Genomic DNA, 19,585 nt, shown 5'->3' on the forward strand with positions numbered 1-19,585 from the left:
ATAAGAACATTGGACGTTACAGTGAACAACCTTCTTTAGTCATGTTTAAGAAATATCCGATGGCATCAATTATTTTTTCATCACCATCGACTCGATGAGCTAATCGCTCAGCTGATAAACCGGTATAAAGATGCTTGGAGAACGCTGCGAATGTCTCCTCACTACCATTAACCAACAGCCAATTCAGGATATTCCGTTCTGTAGCAAAGTCAGTTTTACGCATTGATTTTGGTAGATCTTTATTAAACTCGACCATCACATTCGGAACCATTCGTCCATCTAAAAATTTAGTCTGAAAAGTTGGGCAAGTAGAAGCCAGCCATTGATCCAAAGTCAAATCTGCCAGAACCAATTGCTCATGTTCTTTATCCAGGCCATCAGGTTCTATACCCGTATGGACTTTCAACAAGCCTAAACAGGTTGCAGGTCCGTAAAATACATGAATCCAGGATTGTGCTGTGTGCGTTTTATTTGCTTCCATAAATTGTTCCAAATGCCTCAGAGAAGCACAAGCACCCCAGCCAAAAGGATTGTCATTATATTTTTGATAATTTTCAACATCAGAAAACCGCAAAGACATAAGCTCATCGGCTGTAGTGCGTGCCAATAATCCGCCCTGCTTATGCAATACATCATGACTTCGACCGTCTACGCGGAATAACAACTTAGGTTGTTGCAATTTCACTAAAGGATGTCCTACTTTAGGATTTCCTAGATTTTGGAGAGTATTCCCTAACTCATTAGTTTTAACTTTCAGTCTCTGTTTCACATGAGAAAAAAACTTTCCGGAATACATAAGTTGCCTCTTTATAATAACGATGATTTATAACGATGAATTTGTTTTTCTTCTCGTTTTCAAAGTGATTATAACTGGCAATTATTAACTAAAAATTAAGCACTGTGTTCTTTTTATTAAAAATTTTACTGAAAATAGAACCTAAGTACCGTTTATGGCTATTCATTCATCCGGCTGCATGCTCAATAAACAATCTCTTAATGGGACTTATCTCATTGCACATGCGCAAACCCAATCCGCGCAACGCGGTGATCGGTGTAAAAGATTGAGTAAATAATTGTTTAAAGCCCTCCATTAACATAATGGTTTGCCAAACAGCATGCTTTCGTTCTCGTTGGTAGGCACCCATTATTTTGTTGGAGAGTAATGTATTCTGACCTTGATCAAGGATCTTCAGCCAGGATGCTACATCTGCCAACCCCAAATTAAGTCCTAATCCTGCCAAAGGGTGAATGGTATGAGCGGCATCGCCAAGAAGTAACCACCGTTTTCCCGTGTATTGTTTCACATGCCTCATTCGTAACGGAAATTGATGACGAACGCCAACCAACTCAACTGTACCTAGTTGTTTTGCAAAAGCTCGGGTAATTTCAGTATTAAATGCATCTTCACTAAGAGCCATCAATTTTTGTGCTCGAACAGGGTTAGTTGACCATACAATAGAGCATTGATGGGCATTAGCTAAAGGTAAAAAGGCTAATGGTCCATCCGGATTAAACACTTGATACGCTGTTTTTAAATGCGGTTTTTCCGTTTGCACTGTTGCAACCAAAGCATTTTGATTATAAGACCAACTGGTTAATTCAATGTTTAATTTATTACGTGTTGGCGAATTTGCTCCATCAGCAATCATCAATAGTTTCCCTTCCCAGACGATATTTTGACTGCAAATCCTGACCCCGTTTTCAATAGTCGAAACGTCATCGACGGGACAATTTGAAAATAAACTGATGTTCGATTCAACTGACGCCCGTTGCAATAAACCTTGTTTTAAAATGGATTCTTCAATAATGGAACCTAAATTTTGTTCAGCAATGATACGTGAATCAAAATCAATGTACGCGCCACTCGAAGCGTCCCAGACATGCATATGATTGTATGGGGAGATCCGGTCCGTATCCAAAATATTCCAAACCCCTAATTTCTGGAATAAAGACTGTGACGCTTTGTTAATCGCGTAAACACGTATGTCCGTGATCGAAACATCTACCTTTAATGGTCCTGCATCAATCACCGCAACAGAGTAATGTCGCTGAGCCATGGCAATTGCTGCGGTTAGTCCGACGATTCCGCCGCCTACTACAAGCACATCAAATTTCTGGCTCATTTTAACTCCTGTTCACTTAAGGCAATTTCACAGACCAAATCAGGTATCACACCACCAAAACCACGAGCATAGCGCGCAAGTACATTTTTTAGGGCTGGAATATTATCAAGGGCAATAAGACCAATATTCCGTGCCAGACCAACTCCTGGCAAACGGCTGGTGAAGAGTTGAATCAATCCATCCGTACAGCGGGTAATCACCTGTTGATCATGATGCCTTAACTGAAGGTACTCATCCAACATATCCGCATTCAACCCGTTTTTAGCGATACATTGAGCGAGAGTTGCTACATCCCGGATTCCCAGATTAAAGCCCTGACCGGCAACAGGGTGCAACGTATGAGCCGCATTACCCACAAAAACAACTGGCCATTTGGTTTGTTCGGGCATCAGCACCTGCTTCAGAGGATAGGTAAATCGTTTCCCGACTTGAACAAATCGTCCTAATCGATAACCAAATGCCTGCTGTAATTCTTTAATAAAAGAGCCATCACTTAACTCCATAAATTCTTTTGCTTTTTCTGGAGGCATAGCCCAAACCAGTGACATTTTATTAGTCTGCATGGGTAGAAGAGCAAGAGGGCCATGAGCGGTAAATCGTTCATATGCCTTGAAATTATGAGGTTTTATCAAACCAATATTAGCAACAATTGCATTCTGTTCATAACTTTTGGACTGTACCTTTAAAGCACATAATTTACGGATTATAGAATCAGCGCCATCCGCTGCAACAATCAATTGTGCTTCAATACTTATCTCGCCAGATTGCGTCAATACTGTTGCCGTCTTATTAGCGAGATCCAATCCATTTACAGTAGCAGGAGCCAATATCTGATTTTTGGCCAATAATTGATGCAATGCCAGATTAATATATGGAATTTCGACTACGTAACCTAAAGGATTAGCTTCTTCGCCCTGTAATCGGGATACCCCAAAGCGATACTGATCGGATACATGAATCATAGTAATTGGCGTTGCATATTCTTTAAGAATATCCCACACACCAAGCATACTTAATACACGCTTGCTGGCGGGTGATAAGGCTATAGACCGTGCATCAAAATCACGATTTACCTTATCACTAAACGGTTTCGATTCAACCAATAAAGTACGATACCCTAAACCGCGCAAAGCAAGCATTAAGGTAGCACCAGTCAAGCCACCACCAACAATAAGAATATCAGTCTGTTTATCAGCCACGCATCAAAGCCTCAATTTCTTCCACATCAACAGGCAACGCTGCAGTTAATACTTCATGTCCTGAAGGAGTAACTACGACGTCGTCCTCTATACGAACCCCAATATCCCACCAACGCTTGTCTACACCATTCATTCCTGCACTAATGTAAATTCCAGGCTCTACAGTTAAAACCATGCCAGGCTCAAGAGGCCGCCATTCATTATTGATTTTATAACGACCCGAATCATGAACATCAAGACCCAACCAATGACCTGAATTATGCATATAAAAGGGCTTATATGCTTCTTTTTCAATCAACTCATCCACTGTTCCGTGTAAAAGTCCTAATTCAGCTAAACCAGCGGTCAATATTCTGATCATAATTTGTTGAACCGAATTCCAGGGAAGCCCCGGTTTAATGGCCGCAATACCGGCTTTTTGAGCTTTAAGTACTAATTCATAAATACTTTTTTGCTCTGGGCTAAATGTACCATTAACAGGAAAGGTCCGAGTAATGTCTGCTGCATAATTACCGTATTCACCACCAGCATCAATAAGTACCAGATCACCGCGTCTTAATGGCTTGTTGTTATCAGTGTAATGAAGAATACAGGCATTTTCACCACCGCCAACAATAGGATCGTAGGCGACACTACGGCATCCATGGCGACTGAATTCATAAATCAGTTCTGCTTCTAACTGATATTCATGCTCCATATCTTTACATACCTGCATCGCACGTTTATGCGCGCTTACTGAAATACTGGCCGCCCGCCGCATTAAATCAAGTTCCGCTTCGCTTTTGAACAAACGCATTTCACTTATCAGAGGTTCCAGATCACAAAAAGTCTCTGGTGCTTTAATCCCTTTTCTGACTTGAGATTTAATGGAATTAAGAATCAACATTAATCGTTGTTCTAATGACAAATCCCTGCCCAGAATAAAGTAAACCGCAGACTTCCCGCTCATGAGCTTAGGTAATTCTTCATCAAGGCTGCTTATAGGATAAGCAAAGTCCATACCTAACTCGCTGACAGCACCATCCTGGCCCAGACGTTTTCCTGTCCATTGCTCTTGGGAAGGGTTTCGTGGGCGACTAAACAAAATGCTTTGACTTGACTTACCGGAGGTGATCACCAGTACTGCATCCGGCTCATTAAAACCTGTTAGATAGTAAAAATCACTATCCTGTCGAAATCTATAGTGCGCATCACCATTACGCAGTAATTCATGCGACGCTGAAATTATAGCGATGCTGTCCTCGGTTAATTGCTGGGCTAATTTTTTTCGTCTGGTTTCGTATTCGTTGAGTAAATGCTGCATATAAACATCCTTTTTATATTAATGGGTTGTTTCCGAACCGCCTCGTTCTCTTTCATTCATCACTAAATCACCATGCAAACGAATGACCGCTAATCGCGCATATTCACTCACTTCCATCAATGCTTTCTCATCCTCTTCATCAACATCCAGAGTCTCACAATCCAGCTCGGCAAATTCAATAATGTGCTGAAGTGCTTCCTGGGCTTCCTCTTCATAAAATTGATCCGCCCCCACTCCGGCCATAGTCAAACCTTGAGTAAAGCCCTCGCACCACTCACTAAAAGCCTGAGCTCGTTCCACTAAAGACTCATTATCATCAGGAAGCAACATCTCAAATTCAAAATCAAAGTTATTAATCTGTTGCTGGCTTATCGTATAAACAGAAAACATAACCAATAAAGCATTACGGCTTTCTTCATCTTTTTTATTGTTCAATAATGCGCGTAAATAAGCCTCACCCTGACTGTCTGCACCAGCACAGAGATAACCACACATCATCCCATGCAATTCACTTCCGGAAATACTTAGTGACAATACAGCAATGGATTCGGCAAAATCAGTGTACTCAGGTAAATGCAAGTGGGTATTTTCTACAGACATAATTCACTCATTTCAAAAAAATGATTAATGATAACCGATTTACAGTGAGTGTTCACCTGCATTAATCGCGAGGTTAAGGAATTCTCACTATTTGCTGCAATCCAGCAAAATTGCTACTATTTAAATAGCTCGGTGCTACTGCTAAGGCATAATAATGACTAATATTAAATCCTGTAAAGTTAAAATATTAAATAAATCATATGAAATAAAATGCCCGGAAGGTGAGGAAACCAATTTATTGCTCGCAGCCGAAAAACTTAATGATCAAATGCAGATTAATAAAAGCAAGTTTAAAAATCTTGATAATTTTCATAATTTGTTGCTTGCGGCTTTAGATATTGGTCACGAATTAATCCTGTGCAAAACGGAGCAAGAACAACAACGACTTAAAGTGACCCAATTTATCACTTCTTTAGAAAATAAAATTAATAAGACGGTGGGTGGTGAAGCAGATAATCTGCCACAAACTGATTAATCATGTAGTTTACTATAAGTCATTCTATAATAAACATATTGGAATTGTTGAAAGGAATTCATAATGCGACGTCAATGGTATATTGGATTTGGGGTGGTATTACTCACTTTAATGGCCCTCTTTGCAATGTTTCATGACATCAGATGGTTTATCGGCTTCCTGATTCCTATAATCATGCTGTGGATTTATGATCTTTTTCAAAAAAAACACAGTATCTTGCGTAATTTTCCCGTATTAGGTCACGTCCGATTTTTTCTTGAATTTATTCGACCTGAGATTCAACAATATTTCGTAGCAACCGATGAAAGTGAACTTCCTTTTAATAGAGAAATGCGTTCACTCGTTTACCAACGAGCAAAAAATACTCGTGATACCATTCCATTTGGAACAGAACGCGATATATCCAGCGTAGGGTATACCTGGGCTCTGCACTCAATGGTACCCAAGCACGCAGCGGAAGTTGAAGACAGAATTATGGTGGGCGGACCGGATTGTAAAAAACCCTATAATGCATCTCGATTAAATATTTCAGCGATGAGTTTTGGATCCTTATCTGCAAATGCCATTATGGCCCTGAACAAAGGGGCTATGATTGGTGGTTTTGCTCATAACACTGGGGAAGGAGGATTAAGTCCCTATCATTTACAAGGTGGCGACATCATTTTTCAGATAGGAACTGCGTATTTTGGTTGTCGTGACGAGGATGGCAATTTTAATGATAGTGAATTTATTACAGAAGCCAATCGCAATGAAGTTAAAATGATAGAAATCAAACTGTCACAGGGAGCTAAACCCTCTCATGGAGGGATATTACCGGCAGCCAAATTAACGCAGGAAATTGCCACAGTACGAAAAGTTAAGATGGGGAAAGATGTATTATCGCCCATCGCTCATTCCACCTTTGATACTCCTATAGGGTTGCTGGAATTTGTCAAAAAATTACGCGATCTTTCTGGAGGTAAGCCTATTGGATTTAAATTATGTATTGGCCGCAAAGATGAATTTCTCGCAATTTGCAAAGCCATGCTTAAAACACACATATTTCCTGATTTTATTACTGTAGATGGGGCTGAAGGAGGAACAGGCGCTGCACCAGTAGAATATACTAATTTTATTGGCACCCCTTTGGAAGCTGGTTTGGTATTTGTGCATAATGCTCTTGTAGGCATAAATGTCCGTGATAAAATTCGAATTATCTGCAGCGGTAAAGTAACCAATGGCTTTGATTTGGTTACCAATATTGCCCTGGGGGCTGATATGTGTAACTCCGCCAGAGCAATGATGATGGCCGCCGGATGTCTGCAATCTAAACAATGTAATGCAAACACCTGCCCGACTGGCGTTGCAACACAAAATAAACGATTGCAATATGGTCTGGTAGTCGACGAAAAAAAATATCAAGTGGCCAACTATCACAAGAATACAATCAAGAGTTTTTTAGAAATGGTTGGTGCATTGGGCTTAAGCAATCCCAGTGATTTAAGGCCAAACCATATCATGAGACGCATCAGCGTCATCGAAGTAAAACCGTTTAATGAACTTTATGAATATCTTTCACCAGGTCAATTACTTGGCGATAATATTCCGGACAGTTTTAAAGAATTTTGGGAAATGGCAAATCCGGAAAAGTTTTAACCACAGAGCATAGAGATGTCGTTCAGACTGATTGATTAAGAATAATCAATATGATCATCATCATACCAACAACTATGCTATACTCATTTTATGTTGTGCTAATTATTCCAGACTCATAACAGGTGATCATGATAGTCATCATCGAAGGAATCGATATATGGACGTTAGAGAACACTATTTAGTTAAAAATCGCACACATGAGGACATCCGGAGGGGAGGAGCGATTGGGAATCTCAATGAAGGAATAGAAATAACTCTGCATAACATACCTACCCGTTTAATTGCTTGGCCTGGAAATGGTTTTCAAACAGAAAGTATCCATGTCTTAACATTAGCTCCTGGTTTAGAAAGCCCAATGTATCGCTATCAGATCTCTGAAGAAGCCTTATTATGTATGCAAGGAACAGGCGAAGTCTATCTTCATGATCAATGGGTTGAAATTGAAGCAGGCGATATTGCGTATTTTCCTGAAAATATTCTTCATGGTGTACGAAACCCAGCCAGGAATAAAGAAAATTTTGTATTAGTAAGTTCTATTACCCCCCCTTTAGTAAGCCTGTATGAACAATCAGGATTTTATATTCAGGAGTTGGGGAAAATTGATTTTGATGCGGCGGAAGTAGCAAAAGATAAAATTATTCCGGGTACCTTGTCTACAGAAAATCAAATGCATTTTAACGACTCTCATCCGAAACTGCGCGCCTGGAATATGAAGGCCAGCGAAGTAAGGAGTAAGGGAGCATTATTCAATGTATTTATGGGCGCTGAATTCACAGCCAATGGCAGTCCAATGCGATTTGTCTTATGGCCAGGTCATGGAGCGCGTCAATGCGGATTTCATTTAACACGTTGTTCACCAGGCGATTTATTTGCTGCCCATACTCACCCCGTTTCTGATGAGTGCGTCATTATTTGGGCTGGCTCAGCCCGTGGATTTCTGGATAACCACTGGATAGAAATGCATCCCCACGATTGTTTGCTTGCACCTTGTGGCGTTCCTCATGGAGGTCCATTAAATGTAACAATTGAAACAAAGGGATTGCATGAAGCAAAAACTGAAACCCTATGGGGAGGATTCGCTTCACCACCTCAAGGTGATTTATATCTTCGCGCAAATTATATTAAAAATCAGGAAGTCGAAGATCCGCCTGCGATACGATTTACTGATATAGAGCCAATAAAATAAATGAATATCAAAAACAGCCTTACACCAAGCTCCATTATTCTGAAAAGTCATGTCAACCGATATACTTTTTTAGGTTTGGCCATTGCTGTAAGCAGTATATTAATTGCCAGCCTGATCGTTTCCTATCAAATGACAGGCTATGTGAGTTTAGCTGGATTTATTGAAGCGCAACGTTCCAATCCGGCCATTTGGGTATTAGATTTAACGCCCTTCATGTTTGTGTATTGGGGACAAGCATTCTGTGAAGGTCTTGTAAACAGAGCGCAAACTTTATTGGTTGATCAGACCAGAGAATTTTTAAATATCAGTGGTAATCTGGAGTTAAAACTCCGATATGAAAGTAATCATGACAATTTAACCAGCTTACCGAATAGCCGCATGTTAAGTGAACAGATTAAACTTGGAATGGAACAATTAGGTACGCAAGGACAATTGGCTCTCATAATAATAAAAATTAATGATTTCCAAAATATTAATTATAATTTTGGGACATTTAATGCCAACTCGGTATTGAAACAATTTGCTGATCAATTAAAAAACCTGTTAATCGACCCCTATATGTTGCAAGTATCGATCGGAATTAATTTGGTCGCACGCTTACAAAGCGATGAATTTGCTTTTTTACTTCCCAGACTCAAAAAGGATTTCAATGCCAATGAATTGTTAGGAAGCATGCTGAACTTAATACCGTCGAATTACGGTATTGATGGTTTTAATATCAACATTACTACAACTGCGGGGATTGCGATTTACCCCTTCCACGGCCAGGACGAAGTAACGTTAATTAATCATGCCAGTATTGCTGTATATCATGCTCGAAAAGACGGCAGGCCTTATGCCATCTACAGTCCAGAAATGCAGGATGATTTGACCCAGAATCGAATCATGATTAATGAATTAAAACGTTCGATTGAACATAATGAACTGGAAATTCAATATTTACCCATTTTCAATCTGGCTTCTGGCCAAATCATTGGTGCGGAATCGCATGTACGATTCGAGCACCCTGAATACGGTATATTAAGTCCCGAGAAATTTATTCCTCTGGTTGAAGGCACGAGTTTAATTCAACAATTAACCGAATTTATGTTAAAAGGGGTCATTCAACAAATTGCCAATTGGCATAGTGAAGGCTACAAATTGTCGGCATCCGTTAATCTGTCGGTTAAAGATGCTTCCGATAAGGAGCTACCCGGCCTCATTGAAGAATTGCTTCATCGATATAAAGTTTCTCCTGCCTCTTTAATACTGGAATTTACTGAAAGAGCCTGTTTAACAGAACAAACTATAGCCAAAGAAGTTCTTGGCAAACTGGCTGCAATTGGAATTCAGTTATCCATTGAAGATTTTTGCAGTGGAGACACTTCATTCATTTATTTAACCAATTACCCTATAAATGAAGTCAAAATTGAAAAATCCTATATATTTAAAATGACCCATGACCCCAAGAAAATCAAAATTGTCGAGACGATTATAAAAATAGCCAATACTTTAGGCTTAAAAACCAAAGCAGATGGTATCGCTGATCAGGAGACTTTAGATAAATTAAAACAGTTAGGCTGTTTATCCGGTCAAGGCATTTATTTTTCTCATCCAATCAATGCCAATGAATTTAAATCCTTATTGGATAAAAAACTTCCACGCTAATACAGATACTCACCTGTAATTCACTCATAAAATACTCAGTGTAGAACTATTTTTATCAGACTAATGATTTTTTCTATGTTTTAATAAAAGGGCGATGCTATAATGTAATTAACCCGATGGCGAGTGATTTTAGAACCAACACTCATAGCCAGGGGAGCATCCTGTAATCGGCGTTGTGCAAGACCACCATAGCAGTGGGAAGCCTGAACCGATTCATTCGCCCCCCACTTGAACCTCAGGGTTCAAAATCGATGACTGTCGGGTTATATCTTAATGAGCTGTTCCTTCAACAACAGATATTCATCCCTTACTTTTGCAGCCAGTTCGAACTCCATATTTTTTGCATGCAGATACATTTTCTTTTCCAGTATATTAATCTGCTTGACCAATTCCTGTTCTGACCAATGCATGTATTCAGGTATTTTTTCAGCCACAACCGTTTTTCGTTTACCTATATAGGTACCTTCCATAATATCCTCCACAGACTTATTAATGCCCATGGGAGTAATACCATGTTCCAGATTAAAGGCTTTTTGTTTTTCCCGTCGTCTGTCTGTCTCATCCAATGCTCTTTGCATGGATCCAGTAATTTTATCGGCATAAAGAATTGCCCGGCCTTTTACATTCCGTGCGGCACGACCTATGGTTTGAATTAAAGAACGATCAGAGCGCAAAAAGCCTTCTTTATCTGCATCAAGAATTGCTACCAAAGCAACCTCCGGCATATCAAGACCTTCACGCAGCAAGTTAATACCAACCAGAACATCAAACTCACCCAAACGTAAATCGCGAATGATTTCAACCCGCTCTACTGTATCTACATCGGAATGCAAATACCGCACTTTAATTCCATGCTCCGTCAAATAATCAGTTAAATCTTCTGCCATCCGTTTAGTTAACGTAGTCACCAGAATTCGCCCCCCTTCCCTGATAACCTGGTGAATCTCAGACATGAGGTCATCGACCTGAGTTCGTACCGGTCTGATTTCTACCACAGGATCAATCAATCCGGTAGGACGCACAACCTGTTCGGCAACATTAGCGGAGTGTTCCTGTTCATAGGGTCCTGGTGTTGCAGAAATATAAATGGTTTGCGGCGATCGATCTTCAAATTCCTCAAAGCGTAAAGGCCGATTATCCAATGCTGAAGGCAAACGAAATCCATAATTGACCAGGGTTTCCTTGCGTGACCTGTCGCCTTTATACATCCCGCCAATTTGAGGAACAGTCACATGTGATTCATCGATTATCAATAAAGCCTCAGGCGGCAAATAATCAAACAAGGTTGGTGGAGCTTCGCCCGGTTGCCGGCCTGATAAATATCGAGAGTAATTTTCTATACCCGAGCAATAGCCCAGCTCCAGCATCATTTCAATATCAAAACAGGTTCGCTGCTCCAGACGTTGCGCTTCAACCAGCTTGTTTTGCGAATTGAATTCAGCAAGACGATGTTGCAACTCAACTTTGACTAACTCAACTGTTTCCAATATACGCTCTCGCGGAGTGACGTAATGTGTTTTAGGGAAAATAGTGATTCGAGGCAAACGTTGCAGGATTTCACCGGTTAACGGATCAAAACTGGCAATATTTTCTATCTCTTCATCAAACAATTCGACTCTGATGGCATCTTTTTCTGAATCAGCAGGAAAAATATCAACAACATCACCATGCACTCTGAATTGACCACGCTCAAGGGTTAAGGTGCTTCGAGTGTATTGCATTTCAGCAAGACGTTTTAAAATTTTACGCTGCCCACAGTGTTCTCCACGGGAAAGATGTAATACCATACGCAAGTAGGAATCGGGATCACCCAAACCATAGATTGCAGAAACAGTAGCAACTATTATTGCATCCTTACGCTCAATTAACGCTTTGGTTGCCGATAATCGCATCTGCTCAATGTGTTCATTGATGGATGAGTCTTTTTCTATAAAGGTATCGGAAGCAGGGACATAAGCTTCTGGTTGATAATAATCGTAGTAGGACACGAAGTATTCTACTGCATTATCAGGGAAAAAAGCTTTAAACTCTCCATAGAGTTGAGCCGCCAGGGTTTTATTAGGCGCCATAATTAAAGCGGGCCTTCTCATGGCCTGAATAACATGAGCTATAGTAAAGGTTTTACCAGAACCAGTTACGCCTAAAAGTGTTTGTTTGGCCAAACCTGATTCCAGGCCATCAATTAACGAGGCAATTGCGGTAGGTTGATCTCCGGCTGGCTGGTAATTTGAATAAATTTTAAATAAGTCTTTCATATTCTATATTATATGCTAGGACACTGATAATTCACAGGAGTAACAGATGGATATCGCATTGGCAAAGCGTGTACAAAAAGTAAAACCCTCACCTACTCTGGCGGTAGCTGCAAAAGCAGCTCAGATGAAAGCACAAGGTCTTGATATTATTGGTCTTGGAACAGGTGAACCAGACTTTGACACGCCCCAACACATTAAACTTGCCGCCATTGCAGCCATTGAAGCGGGTTATACCAAATATACTGCGGTAGATGGGATTCCTGAATTAAAAGACGCGATCAAGAACAAATTCCAGCGCGACAACGGTCTGGAGTACCAGCTGAATCAAATTTTAGTTTCCGTTGGGGGAAAACAAAGTTGTTATAATTTATGCCAGGCATACCTCAATGCTGGTGACGAAGTCATTATTCCCGCGCCGTACTGGGTTTCATACCCCGATATGGTGCTGTTGGCAGAAGCAGTCCCGGTCATTATTCAAACCACCCCGGAGCAACGATATAAAATCACTGCCCAACAGTTAGAACAAGCCATTACGCCTAAAACCAAAATGATATTCCTGAACAGTCCTTCCAATCCATCAGGAATAGCCTATACATTGGATGAATTAAAAGCGTTGGGAACTGTATTGAAAAAACACCCCAATATTCTTATCGCGACTGACGATATGTACGAACACATCATCTGGAGCCAACCATTTGCCAATATTTTGAATGCCTGCCCAGAGTTGTATGATAGAACCATCGTATTAAATGGGGTTTCCAAAGCCTATGCCATGACTGGCTGGCGCATCGGGTATGCAGCGGGGCCTGCGCCATTAATCAATGCCATGAAAACCGTTCAATCCCAATCCACGTCCAACCCCTGTTCTATTGCTCAAAGAGCAGCAGTTGCCGCTTTAAATGGCAGTAACGACAGTGTGAATGAAATGGTTAATGCTTTTCATCAACGCCATGACTATGTCGCTGATCGATTACAAAGCATTGAGGGCATCGATGTAATCCCGGCTGACGGCACTTTTTACATCTTCCCCAGTGTCCAGGCCATCATTGAGAAACGCGGATATGCCAACGACATCGAATTTTCTGAAAAATTATTAAACGAAGTTGGCGTCGCTCTGGTACCTGGATCCGCATTCGGAACCGAAGGATGCATCCGCATCTCATTCGCCACTGGAATTGACACCTTGAAAGACGCATTAAACCGTTTACAACGTTTTTGCAGTGAATAATAAAAATTATTAAAAATATACTTGACCATCAAGCGGAATCGTTTTAAGATTCCGCCTCTATTCCCCGGTAGCTCAGTCGGTAGAGCGGATGACTGTTAATCATTAGGTCGGCGGTTCGAGCCCGTCCCGGGGAGCCAATTCCAGTCTAGGTTTTGGCCAATTCCAAGTTTTCCCTCCTGAAGCTTGGTACCAGTTTTGGTACCGATTTTAAAATTTAGATTACCACATTCTATAATTTATAATAAATTTGTTTTTCCGCTTACTACAAGGAATCAGTATGACGATTAAAGAGCCGCCTAAAGAAGGGCTAATAGATAAGACTGCAAAGCTAATTAAAGCTGGAGTTGATTCCTTTGTGCCAGGAGGAGCTATAGCCACAGAACTACTTTCCAATTTAATCAAAATGCCATACCAAAAACGTTCTGAAGCATGGCAGCAAGAACTAATTGATGCTATTAATAAAATTCAAGAGAAGGGCGTTAACATTGAACAATTACAAAATAATGAAGAGTTTATGGATATCATACTCCAATCTATCCCTATGGGTCTCAAACATCATCAAGAAGAGAAAAGGCGAGCGCTAAAAAATGCAATAATTCATTCTGCTCAAAATAATGCCCCTGATTTTTCATTACAACAAATTTTTCTCAATTGCATAGATACTTTTACTATTTGGCATATAAAAATCCTGACTTTATTCAATAGCCCACAAAAATGGTTTGCAAATAACAAGAATAGTCTTCCAGGAATCGGAGGAATTGGAAGTGTTCGAGGAACCTTGGAAAAGGCGTTTCCTGAATTAAGGGGTTCAAAAGACTTAGTAGATAATATTTGGACTGACTTATACATTAAAGGATTTGTGAGCGGCGATAAAACCTTATTGCAAGCTACAATGACTGGTCAGGGAAGTTTAGAGAAAAGAACTACTCACCTCGGTAATCAATTTATTTCATATATTGAAGATGAATAGACATATAGTAACTTATTTAAGATTGCGTTTTATTCGATCAATAGCCTCTTTCAATGCACTTAATTTAATCTGTAATAACTCTAAATTTTTCATATAATCTTCGATAGGACCAGGATTCGATAACTTATCTCTTACTAAGTTTTCACGTTCAATTTCCTCTTCTGTTCTGATAACCTCTTGAATATCTTCCATAATTTCTTTTAAAAACAACACTAAATGATTATTTCTCATTATTCTTCCTTGTCTGGTATTTAACTAATTGTAGACCAGTGAAAGCCCTTAATCTAGAAATGAAATCTCAGCAAACGTAGGTCGGGCGCTTCGCCCGACATTTCCTTTTACCACTTGTGCACTAAAATCAAAACTGTTATATACACTTTCATAACGGAATATATAAACAATCCAACATGCGCTATCGAAGAGTTATTATCCCCGGAGCCACTTATTTCTTTACTGTTAATCTGCTCAATAGAAAAAGTAAATTGCTGATTCAATATATCGATTCATTACGCTTGGCTTTTCGTCATGCAAAGCATCATTATCCTTTTACAATTGATGCTATTGTCATATTGCCTGATCACCTTCACATGATTATGACCTTGCCAGAACATGATGCGAATTTTTCATTGCGTTGGAATTTAATTAAAGGCATCTTCTCAAGACAATTACCAATAAAGGAAATCGTTACTCCAATACAAAAAAACAGGCGAGAACGAGGAGTTTGGCAAAAGCGTTTTTGGGAGCATTTAATTCGTGATGAATTAGATTTTGAACATCATGTCAATTATATTCATTACAATCCTGTTAAACATGGTCATGTTATTCATCCAATAGATTGGCCTTATTCAAGCATTCATCAATTTATTCGAAAAGGTTTTCTTCCACCTCATTGGACGTGTGATCTGTAATCTCATTTGCTTACATTTGGGGAGAAATGAAATGTCGGGCGAGGCGCCCGACCTACATTAAATCATGATTAAAAATTAAGAGAAACCTAGCAAGAGCTGCCTAATAACTGATATCTTGAGAACAATGGTATGAAATGTCCATCATGTTTGCAAAAGGATTTATTGTGGAAGAAAAAAACAAACTAAAAACCATATTTACACACGAAGGCGATGACGGCGAAGAAATTCATCTTCAATATGACAGGAAAAATAACCTTTATGTTAATGGAAATTTGTTATTGACGAAGAAGAAAATATCTCTAAGAGGATATGAGTTATTGCTATTAACATTAACAACTATTGGAATTTTAATTCAATCTATACCACTAATCCCAAAATGTTGGCAAGTTATTCTCTGTTTTTTTTCATAAATCATGATTGAAAATTAAGAGAAACCTAGCAAGCGTAGGTCGGGCGCTTCGCCCGACATTTCCTTTTACCTTTTGTGCACTAAAATCAAAAATGATATATACACGTTCATAACGGAATATATAAACAATCCAACATGCGCTATCGAAGAGTTACCATCCCTGGAGCCACTTATTTCTTTACTGTTAATCTGCACAATAGAAAAAGTAAATTGCTGATTCAATATATTGATTCATTACGCTTGGCTTTTCGTCATGCAAAGCATCATTATCCTTTTACAATTGATGCTATTGTCATATTGCCTGATCACCTTCACATGATTTTGACCTTACCAGAGAATGGTGCGAACTGTTCATTGCGTTGGAATCTAATCAAAGGCATCTTCTCAAGACAATTACCAAAAAAGGAAACCATTACTCCAATACAAAAAAACCGGCGGGAACGAGGAGTTTGGCAAAAGCGTTTTTGGGAGCATTTAATTCGTGATGAATTAGATTTTGAACATCATGTCAATTATATTCATTACAATCCTGTTAAACATGGTCATGTTATTCATCCAATAAATTGGCCTTATTCAAGCATTCATCAATTTATTCGGAAAGGCTTTCTTCAACCTCATTGGGCATGTGATCTGCAATCTCATTTACCTGCATTGGGTGAGAAATGAAATGTCGGGCGAGGCGCCCGACCTACGCTTGCTGCTCTTTTTCTTACTACTCTTTAGGCATCTTAATATTACTTTAATATCTAAAGACTATAATAAAAATAAATAAATATCGATGTGGATTGAGAAATGAATCACTTACACTATGTTACAGTTTACATATGGAGTATGAATCATATTGCTTTGAAGATCAGCAAAAACCAATACAGCCTCAATAATGGCGTATTCACACCTGATGTAGATGCAGATAATCATCCTATTAGGACTGAGAAATTTCGAGGCTTTACTCATAATAGCAGTACCAAAGATACGTGCACTAGCAGTCTTGTTCCAGAAACCGTAAAAGATGTAATTAATACATTTTTTGAAAATAAAAGAGCAAAAAAGCCCTCCTTGATTCGAGACTTTTGGGAGGATTGCGCTCAATACATCCGTGATGACCAAGTTGAAATGCTAAAATCTTTATATCAGCTGATGATAGATCATTACGCATTTGATGAAGATGAGGATTTAGAAGACCTCGAGGAATATGATGATAATGAAGTGGATGAAAACTTCAGGAGTTTAAAATTAGCAGGATTCGATTTTAAAACAGGTGATGAAAGAAGAAATGAATCATTAACCAATGCAAATCAACATAGTCACTTACAACCCCTGGTCAAGTTGCTGAGTGAAGATAAAACCCCTCTTGAAAAAAAATACATCCTTATAAATTTTGCTGAAAAGCTAAAGGAAGAAAAAGGTTTAGCTCTAAATCCTTCTGAAGATGCCGATGAAGATGTGAATATGTTCGTTAAGTTGCCTATTAAGGAATGGACCATACCATTAGGCAACTCTTTAATGGATGATCCCAGCAATAGAAATTTTACAGATAATCTTAACCTTTTTGGATTAAATGCTCGTGGAATGGATATCGGAATGAGGCGTTTTAATGATCCTAACGCGTTGATTCATAATGACAATAACGGTGTGTATTACAAATTTTTTAGTCGATATCATAATTGCGCAGGATACTCTAGATTTCTTTTAGAGCAAGGTGGAATTACCGCATTTTGTTCATCAAATGAATTAGAGAGATATGGCGTTACTGACTCACAAAAATACAATGACTACCTTATTAAGGTCAACCAAATCCTTTCGGAATTAAATCAGAAATCACGAGAATTAATTAAAAATGCCAAGGTTAATCCCTTGCCACTTGAAGGGCTGGATAATAACTATCTAGCTGATTTCAATAATAACAATCCGGTGTTTAAAACACTCCCAGGCAACATTCGCAACCTTCTTGATGCTTACAATGCAGAATTGGTGGACGTAAGCTATGAGCATAAGATCAATTTATTAATGCAACTGGTCAATGAATTGCATAAAATATCATGCACCAATCCTGAACTGATTGATGCATTGCAAAAAGAAACAAGAAGGAATGCCGAGATCGATTATGATGCTCAATTTTCACATAACAACTATTTTAAACTGCAGGTATTAGCAGCGTTCACAGGTTTAGGCATTGCTGCTTGTGCTGTGGGAATTTTATCCATAGCATTTCCTCCACTAATTCCAGTTATTTTAGCGGCATCTATTACATTGACTGTAGTAGGTGCGGTAACTGCGGTGGTTTCATTAGGCTTATTTGCTAACCAAATGGAACCGAGAAGACCAACTAAAGAATCGCTTATCAATATAAAAAATAGTGAAGAATATGATGATAATGATTTGGATAGCATGGATAATGAATCAGAACCAGAGTCAGATGATGAAGATAATTTGACGATGAGAAAATAAATGCACCCCATACATATCGCTAAACGATACTTATTCAGCAAGTAGCCCGTTTGCTTGCAAACGGGGAAATCAAACGTTCACCCATAAACAAAATACCAATTAATTTACAAACACATAAAAAATACACGGGACAAATGGGACAACGTGGATACCCCAATAAATAAAGGTTTAAATACGTCCCCGGCTTAAAAATTGAAGCAAGCGTAGCAACTGCTAATCAATTCTATTCTTAATTAATGTTAGCAATATTGGTCAAATATCCCGTTTAGAATCAGAGTAACCTTAACCTTAGTAAATGAAACGATAATTTGAGTGAGAACAGTATGAATTATGATCGTCAATTAAAAAAAGCAATCGATTTTATTGGTAAGCATCTTGACGACAAACTCTCATTAGATCAACTAAGCGATATTGCATGCTTTTCAAAATATCATTTTCATCGCTTATTTACGGCTTTTACTGGAATTTCTTTGCAACACTATATTCGTTGGCTGCGTCTAAAAAGAGCGGCTCACCAATTAATTGTTAATAAAGAGACGTCCATTATTGAAATTGCAATCAATGCGGGGTTCGAATCTCATGAATCGTTTACACGAGCATTTAAACAAGCGTGCAATCTAAACCCAAGTGAGTTTAGAGCTCAATCAAGCTGGCATGCCTGGGAACAACCTCCGTATTGTATGCCTAAACAAGGTAACATGATCATGAATGTAACGATTAAGAATATACAAGCAAGACGTTTAGCCGTATTAGAACATAAAGGAGATCCTCGAAAAGTAGGTGACAGTGTTAATCAATTAATTAGTTGGGCTAAAACTCAAATTATGAGCCTAAAACCTAAAGCAGGAGAGGCTTTTGGATTTGGATATGATGATCCTCAAACGACACTGCCAGAAGAATTTCGTTTTGATCTTGGCATTACTGTACCTGAGCAACTGAACATTGAAGGAAAATTAATTGAAAAACGATTACCTGCTGGTCGATACGCAGTAGCTGTACACAAAGGTTCCCGTAATAACATCAGTGATACTGTGTATGGATTATACCGTGACTGGCTACCAACATCAGGTGAGGAGTTAGGGGATTTACCCTGCATTTTTTGTTATTACAATTTTGATCATGAAGTTGCTGACACAGAATTAATAACAGAGTGCTGGTTATTGTTAAAATAATTCACCCTATGAGGCATATTAAAGCTT

The 19,585-nt window shown here is 39.0% G+C and carries 18 protein-coding genes, 1 tRNA gene and 1 other RNA gene; 13 read left to right on the forward strand and 7 right to left on the reverse strand.

Translation table 11 applies throughout. The annotated features are described in order from the left end of the window. Positions 1-16: 16 nt before the first annotated feature. The 5 genes from IZU94_RS16215 to IZU94_RS16235 all read right to left on the reverse strand — a co-directional run bounded on the left by IZU94_RS16215 (position 17) and on the right by IZU94_RS16235 (position 5,225). On the reverse strand, positions 17-769 hold the full coding sequence (locus tag IZU94_RS16215; protein WP_203113065.1) for a hypothetical protein: 753 nt from the start codon (positions 767-769) through the stop codon (positions 17-19). 193 nt (positions 770-962) lie between these two features. Further along, complete coding sequence (locus IZU94_RS16220) at positions 963-2,123, reverse strand: FAD-dependent oxidoreductase (protein ID WP_203113067.1); 1,161 nt, start codon at positions 2,121-2,123, stop codon at positions 963-965. Continuing rightward, on the reverse strand, positions 2,120-3,322 hold the full coding sequence (gene ubiH, locus IZU94_RS16225) for a 2-octaprenyl-6-methoxyphenyl hydroxylase (protein ID WP_203113070.1): 1,203 nt from the start codon (positions 3,320-3,322) through the stop codon (positions 2,120-2,122). Before ubiH ends, IZU94_RS16220 begins: the two co-directional genes overlap by 4 nt. Beyond that, positions 3,315-4,625 (reverse strand): Xaa-Pro aminopeptidase, encoded by a 1,311-nt coding sequence (gene pepP, locus IZU94_RS16230; protein ID WP_203113074.1) that lies wholly within the window; start codon positions 4,623-4,625, stop codon positions 3,315-3,317. The genes ubiH and pepP overlap by 8 nt, the downstream gene beginning before the upstream one ends. Before the next feature lie 18 nt (positions 4,626-4,643). Then, complete coding sequence (locus IZU94_RS16235) at positions 4,644-5,225, reverse strand: UPF0149 family protein (protein ID WP_203113078.1); 582 nt, start codon at positions 5,223-5,225, stop codon at positions 4,644-4,646. A 154-nt stretch (positions 5,226-5,379) separates the two neighbouring features. Between IZU94_RS16235 and IZU94_RS16240 the strand changes: the two genes are divergently transcribed. The 5 genes from IZU94_RS16240 to ssrS all read left to right on the forward strand — a co-directional run bounded on the left by IZU94_RS16240 (position 5,380) and on the right by ssrS (position 10,437). Further along, positions 5,380-5,700, forward strand: coding sequence for a cell division protein ZapA (locus tag IZU94_RS16240; protein WP_203113080.1), 321 nt, complete (start codon positions 5,380-5,382; stop codon positions 5,698-5,700). Positions 5,701-5,763: 63 nt separating this feature from the next. Beyond that, positions 5,764-7,335 carry an FMN-binding glutamate synthase family protein gene (locus tag IZU94_RS16245; protein ID WP_203113082.1) on the forward strand — a complete coding sequence of 524 codons (1,572 nt, stop codon included), beginning with the start codon at positions 5,764-5,766 and terminating at the stop codon, positions 7,333-7,335. Positions 7,336-7,492: 157 nt separating this feature from the next. Further along, positions 7,493-8,521: a cupin domain-containing protein gene (locus IZU94_RS16250; RefSeq protein WP_203113084.1), complete on the forward strand. Its 1,029-nt coding sequence runs from the start codon at positions 7,493-7,495 to the stop codon at positions 8,519-8,521. Further along, positions 8,522-10,168, forward strand: a complete 1,647-nt coding sequence (locus tag IZU94_RS16255) for a putative bifunctional diguanylate cyclase/phosphodiesterase (RefSeq protein WP_203113086.1) — start codon at positions 8,522-8,524, stop codon at positions 10,166-10,168. Positions 10,169-10,275: 107 nt separating this feature from the next. Further along, positions 10,276-10,437: non-coding RNA, 6S RNA (gene ssrS / locus IZU94_RS18525), on the forward strand. Here the strand turns inward: ssrS and uvrB are convergent. Then, positions 10,432-12,423, reverse strand: a complete 1,992-nt coding sequence (gene uvrB, locus IZU94_RS16260; protein ID WP_203113089.1) for an excinuclease ABC subunit UvrB — start codon at positions 12,421-12,423, stop codon at positions 10,432-10,434. The genes ssrS and uvrB overlap by 6 nt on opposite strands. Before the next feature lie 46 nt (positions 12,424-12,469). Here uvrB and IZU94_RS16265 point away from each other — a divergent pair, with 46 nt between their 5' ends. From IZU94_RS16265 to IZU94_RS16275, 3 genes are all read left to right on the forward strand, one after another. Then, positions 12,470-13,651 carry a pyridoxal phosphate-dependent aminotransferase gene (locus tag IZU94_RS16265; protein ID WP_203113092.1) on the forward strand — a complete coding sequence of 394 codons (1,182 nt, stop codon included), beginning with the start codon at positions 12,470-12,472 and terminating at the stop codon, positions 13,649-13,651. A gap of 61 nt (positions 13,652-13,712) precedes the next feature. Further along, positions 13,713-13,788, forward strand: a tRNA-Asn gene (locus tag IZU94_RS16270). A 140-nt stretch (positions 13,789-13,928) separates the two neighbouring features. After that, the gene (locus tag IZU94_RS16275; RefSeq protein WP_203113095.1) at positions 13,929-14,621 is read left to right on the forward strand and encodes a hypothetical protein; all 693 of its coding nucleotides are present in this window, start codon (positions 13,929-13,931) and stop codon (positions 14,619-14,621) included. A gap of 12 nt (positions 14,622-14,633) precedes the next feature. On the opposite strand, the gene IZU94_RS16280 is transcribed toward IZU94_RS16275, so the two are convergent. Beyond that, on the reverse strand, positions 14,634-14,852 hold the full coding sequence (locus IZU94_RS16280) for a hypothetical protein (protein WP_203113098.1): 219 nt from the start codon (positions 14,850-14,852) through the stop codon (positions 14,634-14,636). A 176-nt stretch (positions 14,853-15,028) separates the two neighbouring features. On the opposite strand from IZU94_RS16280, the gene IZU94_RS16285 reads away from it, so the two are divergent. From IZU94_RS16285 to IZU94_RS16305, 5 genes are all read left to right on the forward strand, one after another. After that, on the forward strand, positions 15,029-15,529 hold the full coding sequence (locus IZU94_RS16285; protein WP_203113101.1) for an REP-associated tyrosine transposase: 501 nt from the start codon (positions 15,029-15,031) through the stop codon (positions 15,527-15,529). Positions 15,530-15,672: 143 nt separating this feature from the next. Continuing rightward, complete coding sequence (locus IZU94_RS16290) at positions 15,673-15,939, forward strand: hypothetical protein (RefSeq protein ID WP_203113104.1); 267 nt, start codon at positions 15,673-15,675, stop codon at positions 15,937-15,939. 134 nt (positions 15,940-16,073) lie between these two features. Continuing rightward, on the forward strand, positions 16,074-16,604 hold the full coding sequence (locus IZU94_RS16295; RefSeq protein WP_203113107.1) for an REP-associated tyrosine transposase: 531 nt from the start codon (positions 16,074-16,076) through the stop codon (positions 16,602-16,604). A gap of 126 nt (positions 16,605-16,730) precedes the next feature. Next, positions 16,731-18,386 carry a hypothetical protein gene (locus IZU94_RS16300; RefSeq protein WP_203113110.1) on the forward strand — a complete coding sequence of 552 codons (1,656 nt, stop codon included), beginning with the start codon at positions 16,731-16,733 and terminating at the stop codon, positions 18,384-18,386. Positions 18,387-18,709: 323 nt separating this feature from the next. Next, the gene (locus IZU94_RS16305) at positions 18,710-19,558 is read left to right on the forward strand and encodes an AraC family transcriptional regulator (RefSeq protein WP_203113113.1); all 849 of its coding nucleotides are present in this window, start codon (positions 18,710-18,712) and stop codon (positions 19,556-19,558) included. The last annotated feature ends 27 nt before the right edge of the window (positions 19,559-19,585 follow it).

The organism is Legionella bononiensis (genome assembly GCF_016786215.1).
Taxonomy (GTDB): domain Bacteria; phylum Pseudomonadota; class Gammaproteobacteria; order Legionellales; family Legionellaceae; genus Legionella; species Legionella bononiensis.

Excerpts from the sequence above, each read along its gene's own strand:
- IZU94_RS16220 (WP_203113067.1), bottom strand. The coding sequence starts at position 2,123 with ATGAGCCAGAAATTTGATGTGCTTGTAGTAGGCGGCGGAATCGTCGGA.
- pepP (WP_203113074.1), bottom strand. The coding sequence starts at position 4,625 with ATGCAGCATTTACTCAACGAATACGAAACCAGACGAAAAAAATTAGCC.
- IZU94_RS16235 (WP_203113078.1), bottom strand. The coding sequence starts at position 5,225 with ATGTCTGTAGAAAATACCCACTTGCATTTACCTGAGTACACTGATTTT.
- IZU94_RS16240 (WP_203113080.1), top strand. The coding sequence starts at position 5,380 with ATGACTAATATTAAATCCTGTAAAGTTAAAATATTAAATAAATCATAT.
- IZU94_RS16245 (WP_203113082.1), top strand. The coding sequence starts at position 5,764 with ATGCGACGTCAATGGTATATTGGATTTGGGGTGGTATTACTCACTTTA.
- IZU94_RS16250 (WP_203113084.1), top strand. The coding sequence starts at position 7,493 with ATGGACGTTAGAGAACACTATTTAGTTAAAAATCGCACACATGAGGAC.
- IZU94_RS16255 (WP_203113086.1), top strand. The coding sequence starts at position 8,522 with ATGAATATCAAAAACAGCCTTACACCAAGCTCCATTATTCTGAAAAGT.
- uvrB (WP_203113089.1), bottom strand. The coding sequence starts at position 12,423 with ATGAAAGACTTATTTAAAATTTATTCAAATTACCAGCCAGCCGGAGAT.
- IZU94_RS16265 (WP_203113092.1), top strand. The coding sequence starts at position 12,470 with ATGGATATCGCATTGGCAAAGCGTGTACAAAAAGTAAAACCCTCACCT.
- IZU94_RS16275 (WP_203113095.1), top strand. The coding sequence starts at position 13,929 with ATGACGATTAAAGAGCCGCCTAAAGAAGGGCTAATAGATAAGACTGCA.
- IZU94_RS16280 (WP_203113098.1), bottom strand. The coding sequence starts at position 14,852 with ATGAGAAATAATCATTTAGTGTTGTTTTTAAAAGAAATTATGGAAGAT.
- IZU94_RS16285 (WP_203113101.1), top strand. The coding sequence starts at position 15,029 with ATGCGCTATCGAAGAGTTATTATCCCCGGAGCCACTTATTTCTTTACT.
- IZU94_RS16290 (WP_203113104.1), top strand. The coding sequence starts at position 15,673 with ATGTTTGCAAAAGGATTTATTGTGGAAGAAAAAAACAAACTAAAAACC.
- IZU94_RS16295 (WP_203113107.1), top strand. The coding sequence starts at position 16,074 with ATGCGCTATCGAAGAGTTACCATCCCTGGAGCCACTTATTTCTTTACT.
- IZU94_RS16300 (WP_203113110.1), top strand. The coding sequence starts at position 16,731 with ATGAATCACTTACACTATGTTACAGTTTACATATGGAGTATGAATCAT.
- IZU94_RS16305 (WP_203113113.1), top strand. The coding sequence starts at position 18,710 with ATGAATTATGATCGTCAATTAAAAAAAGCAATCGATTTTATTGGTAAG.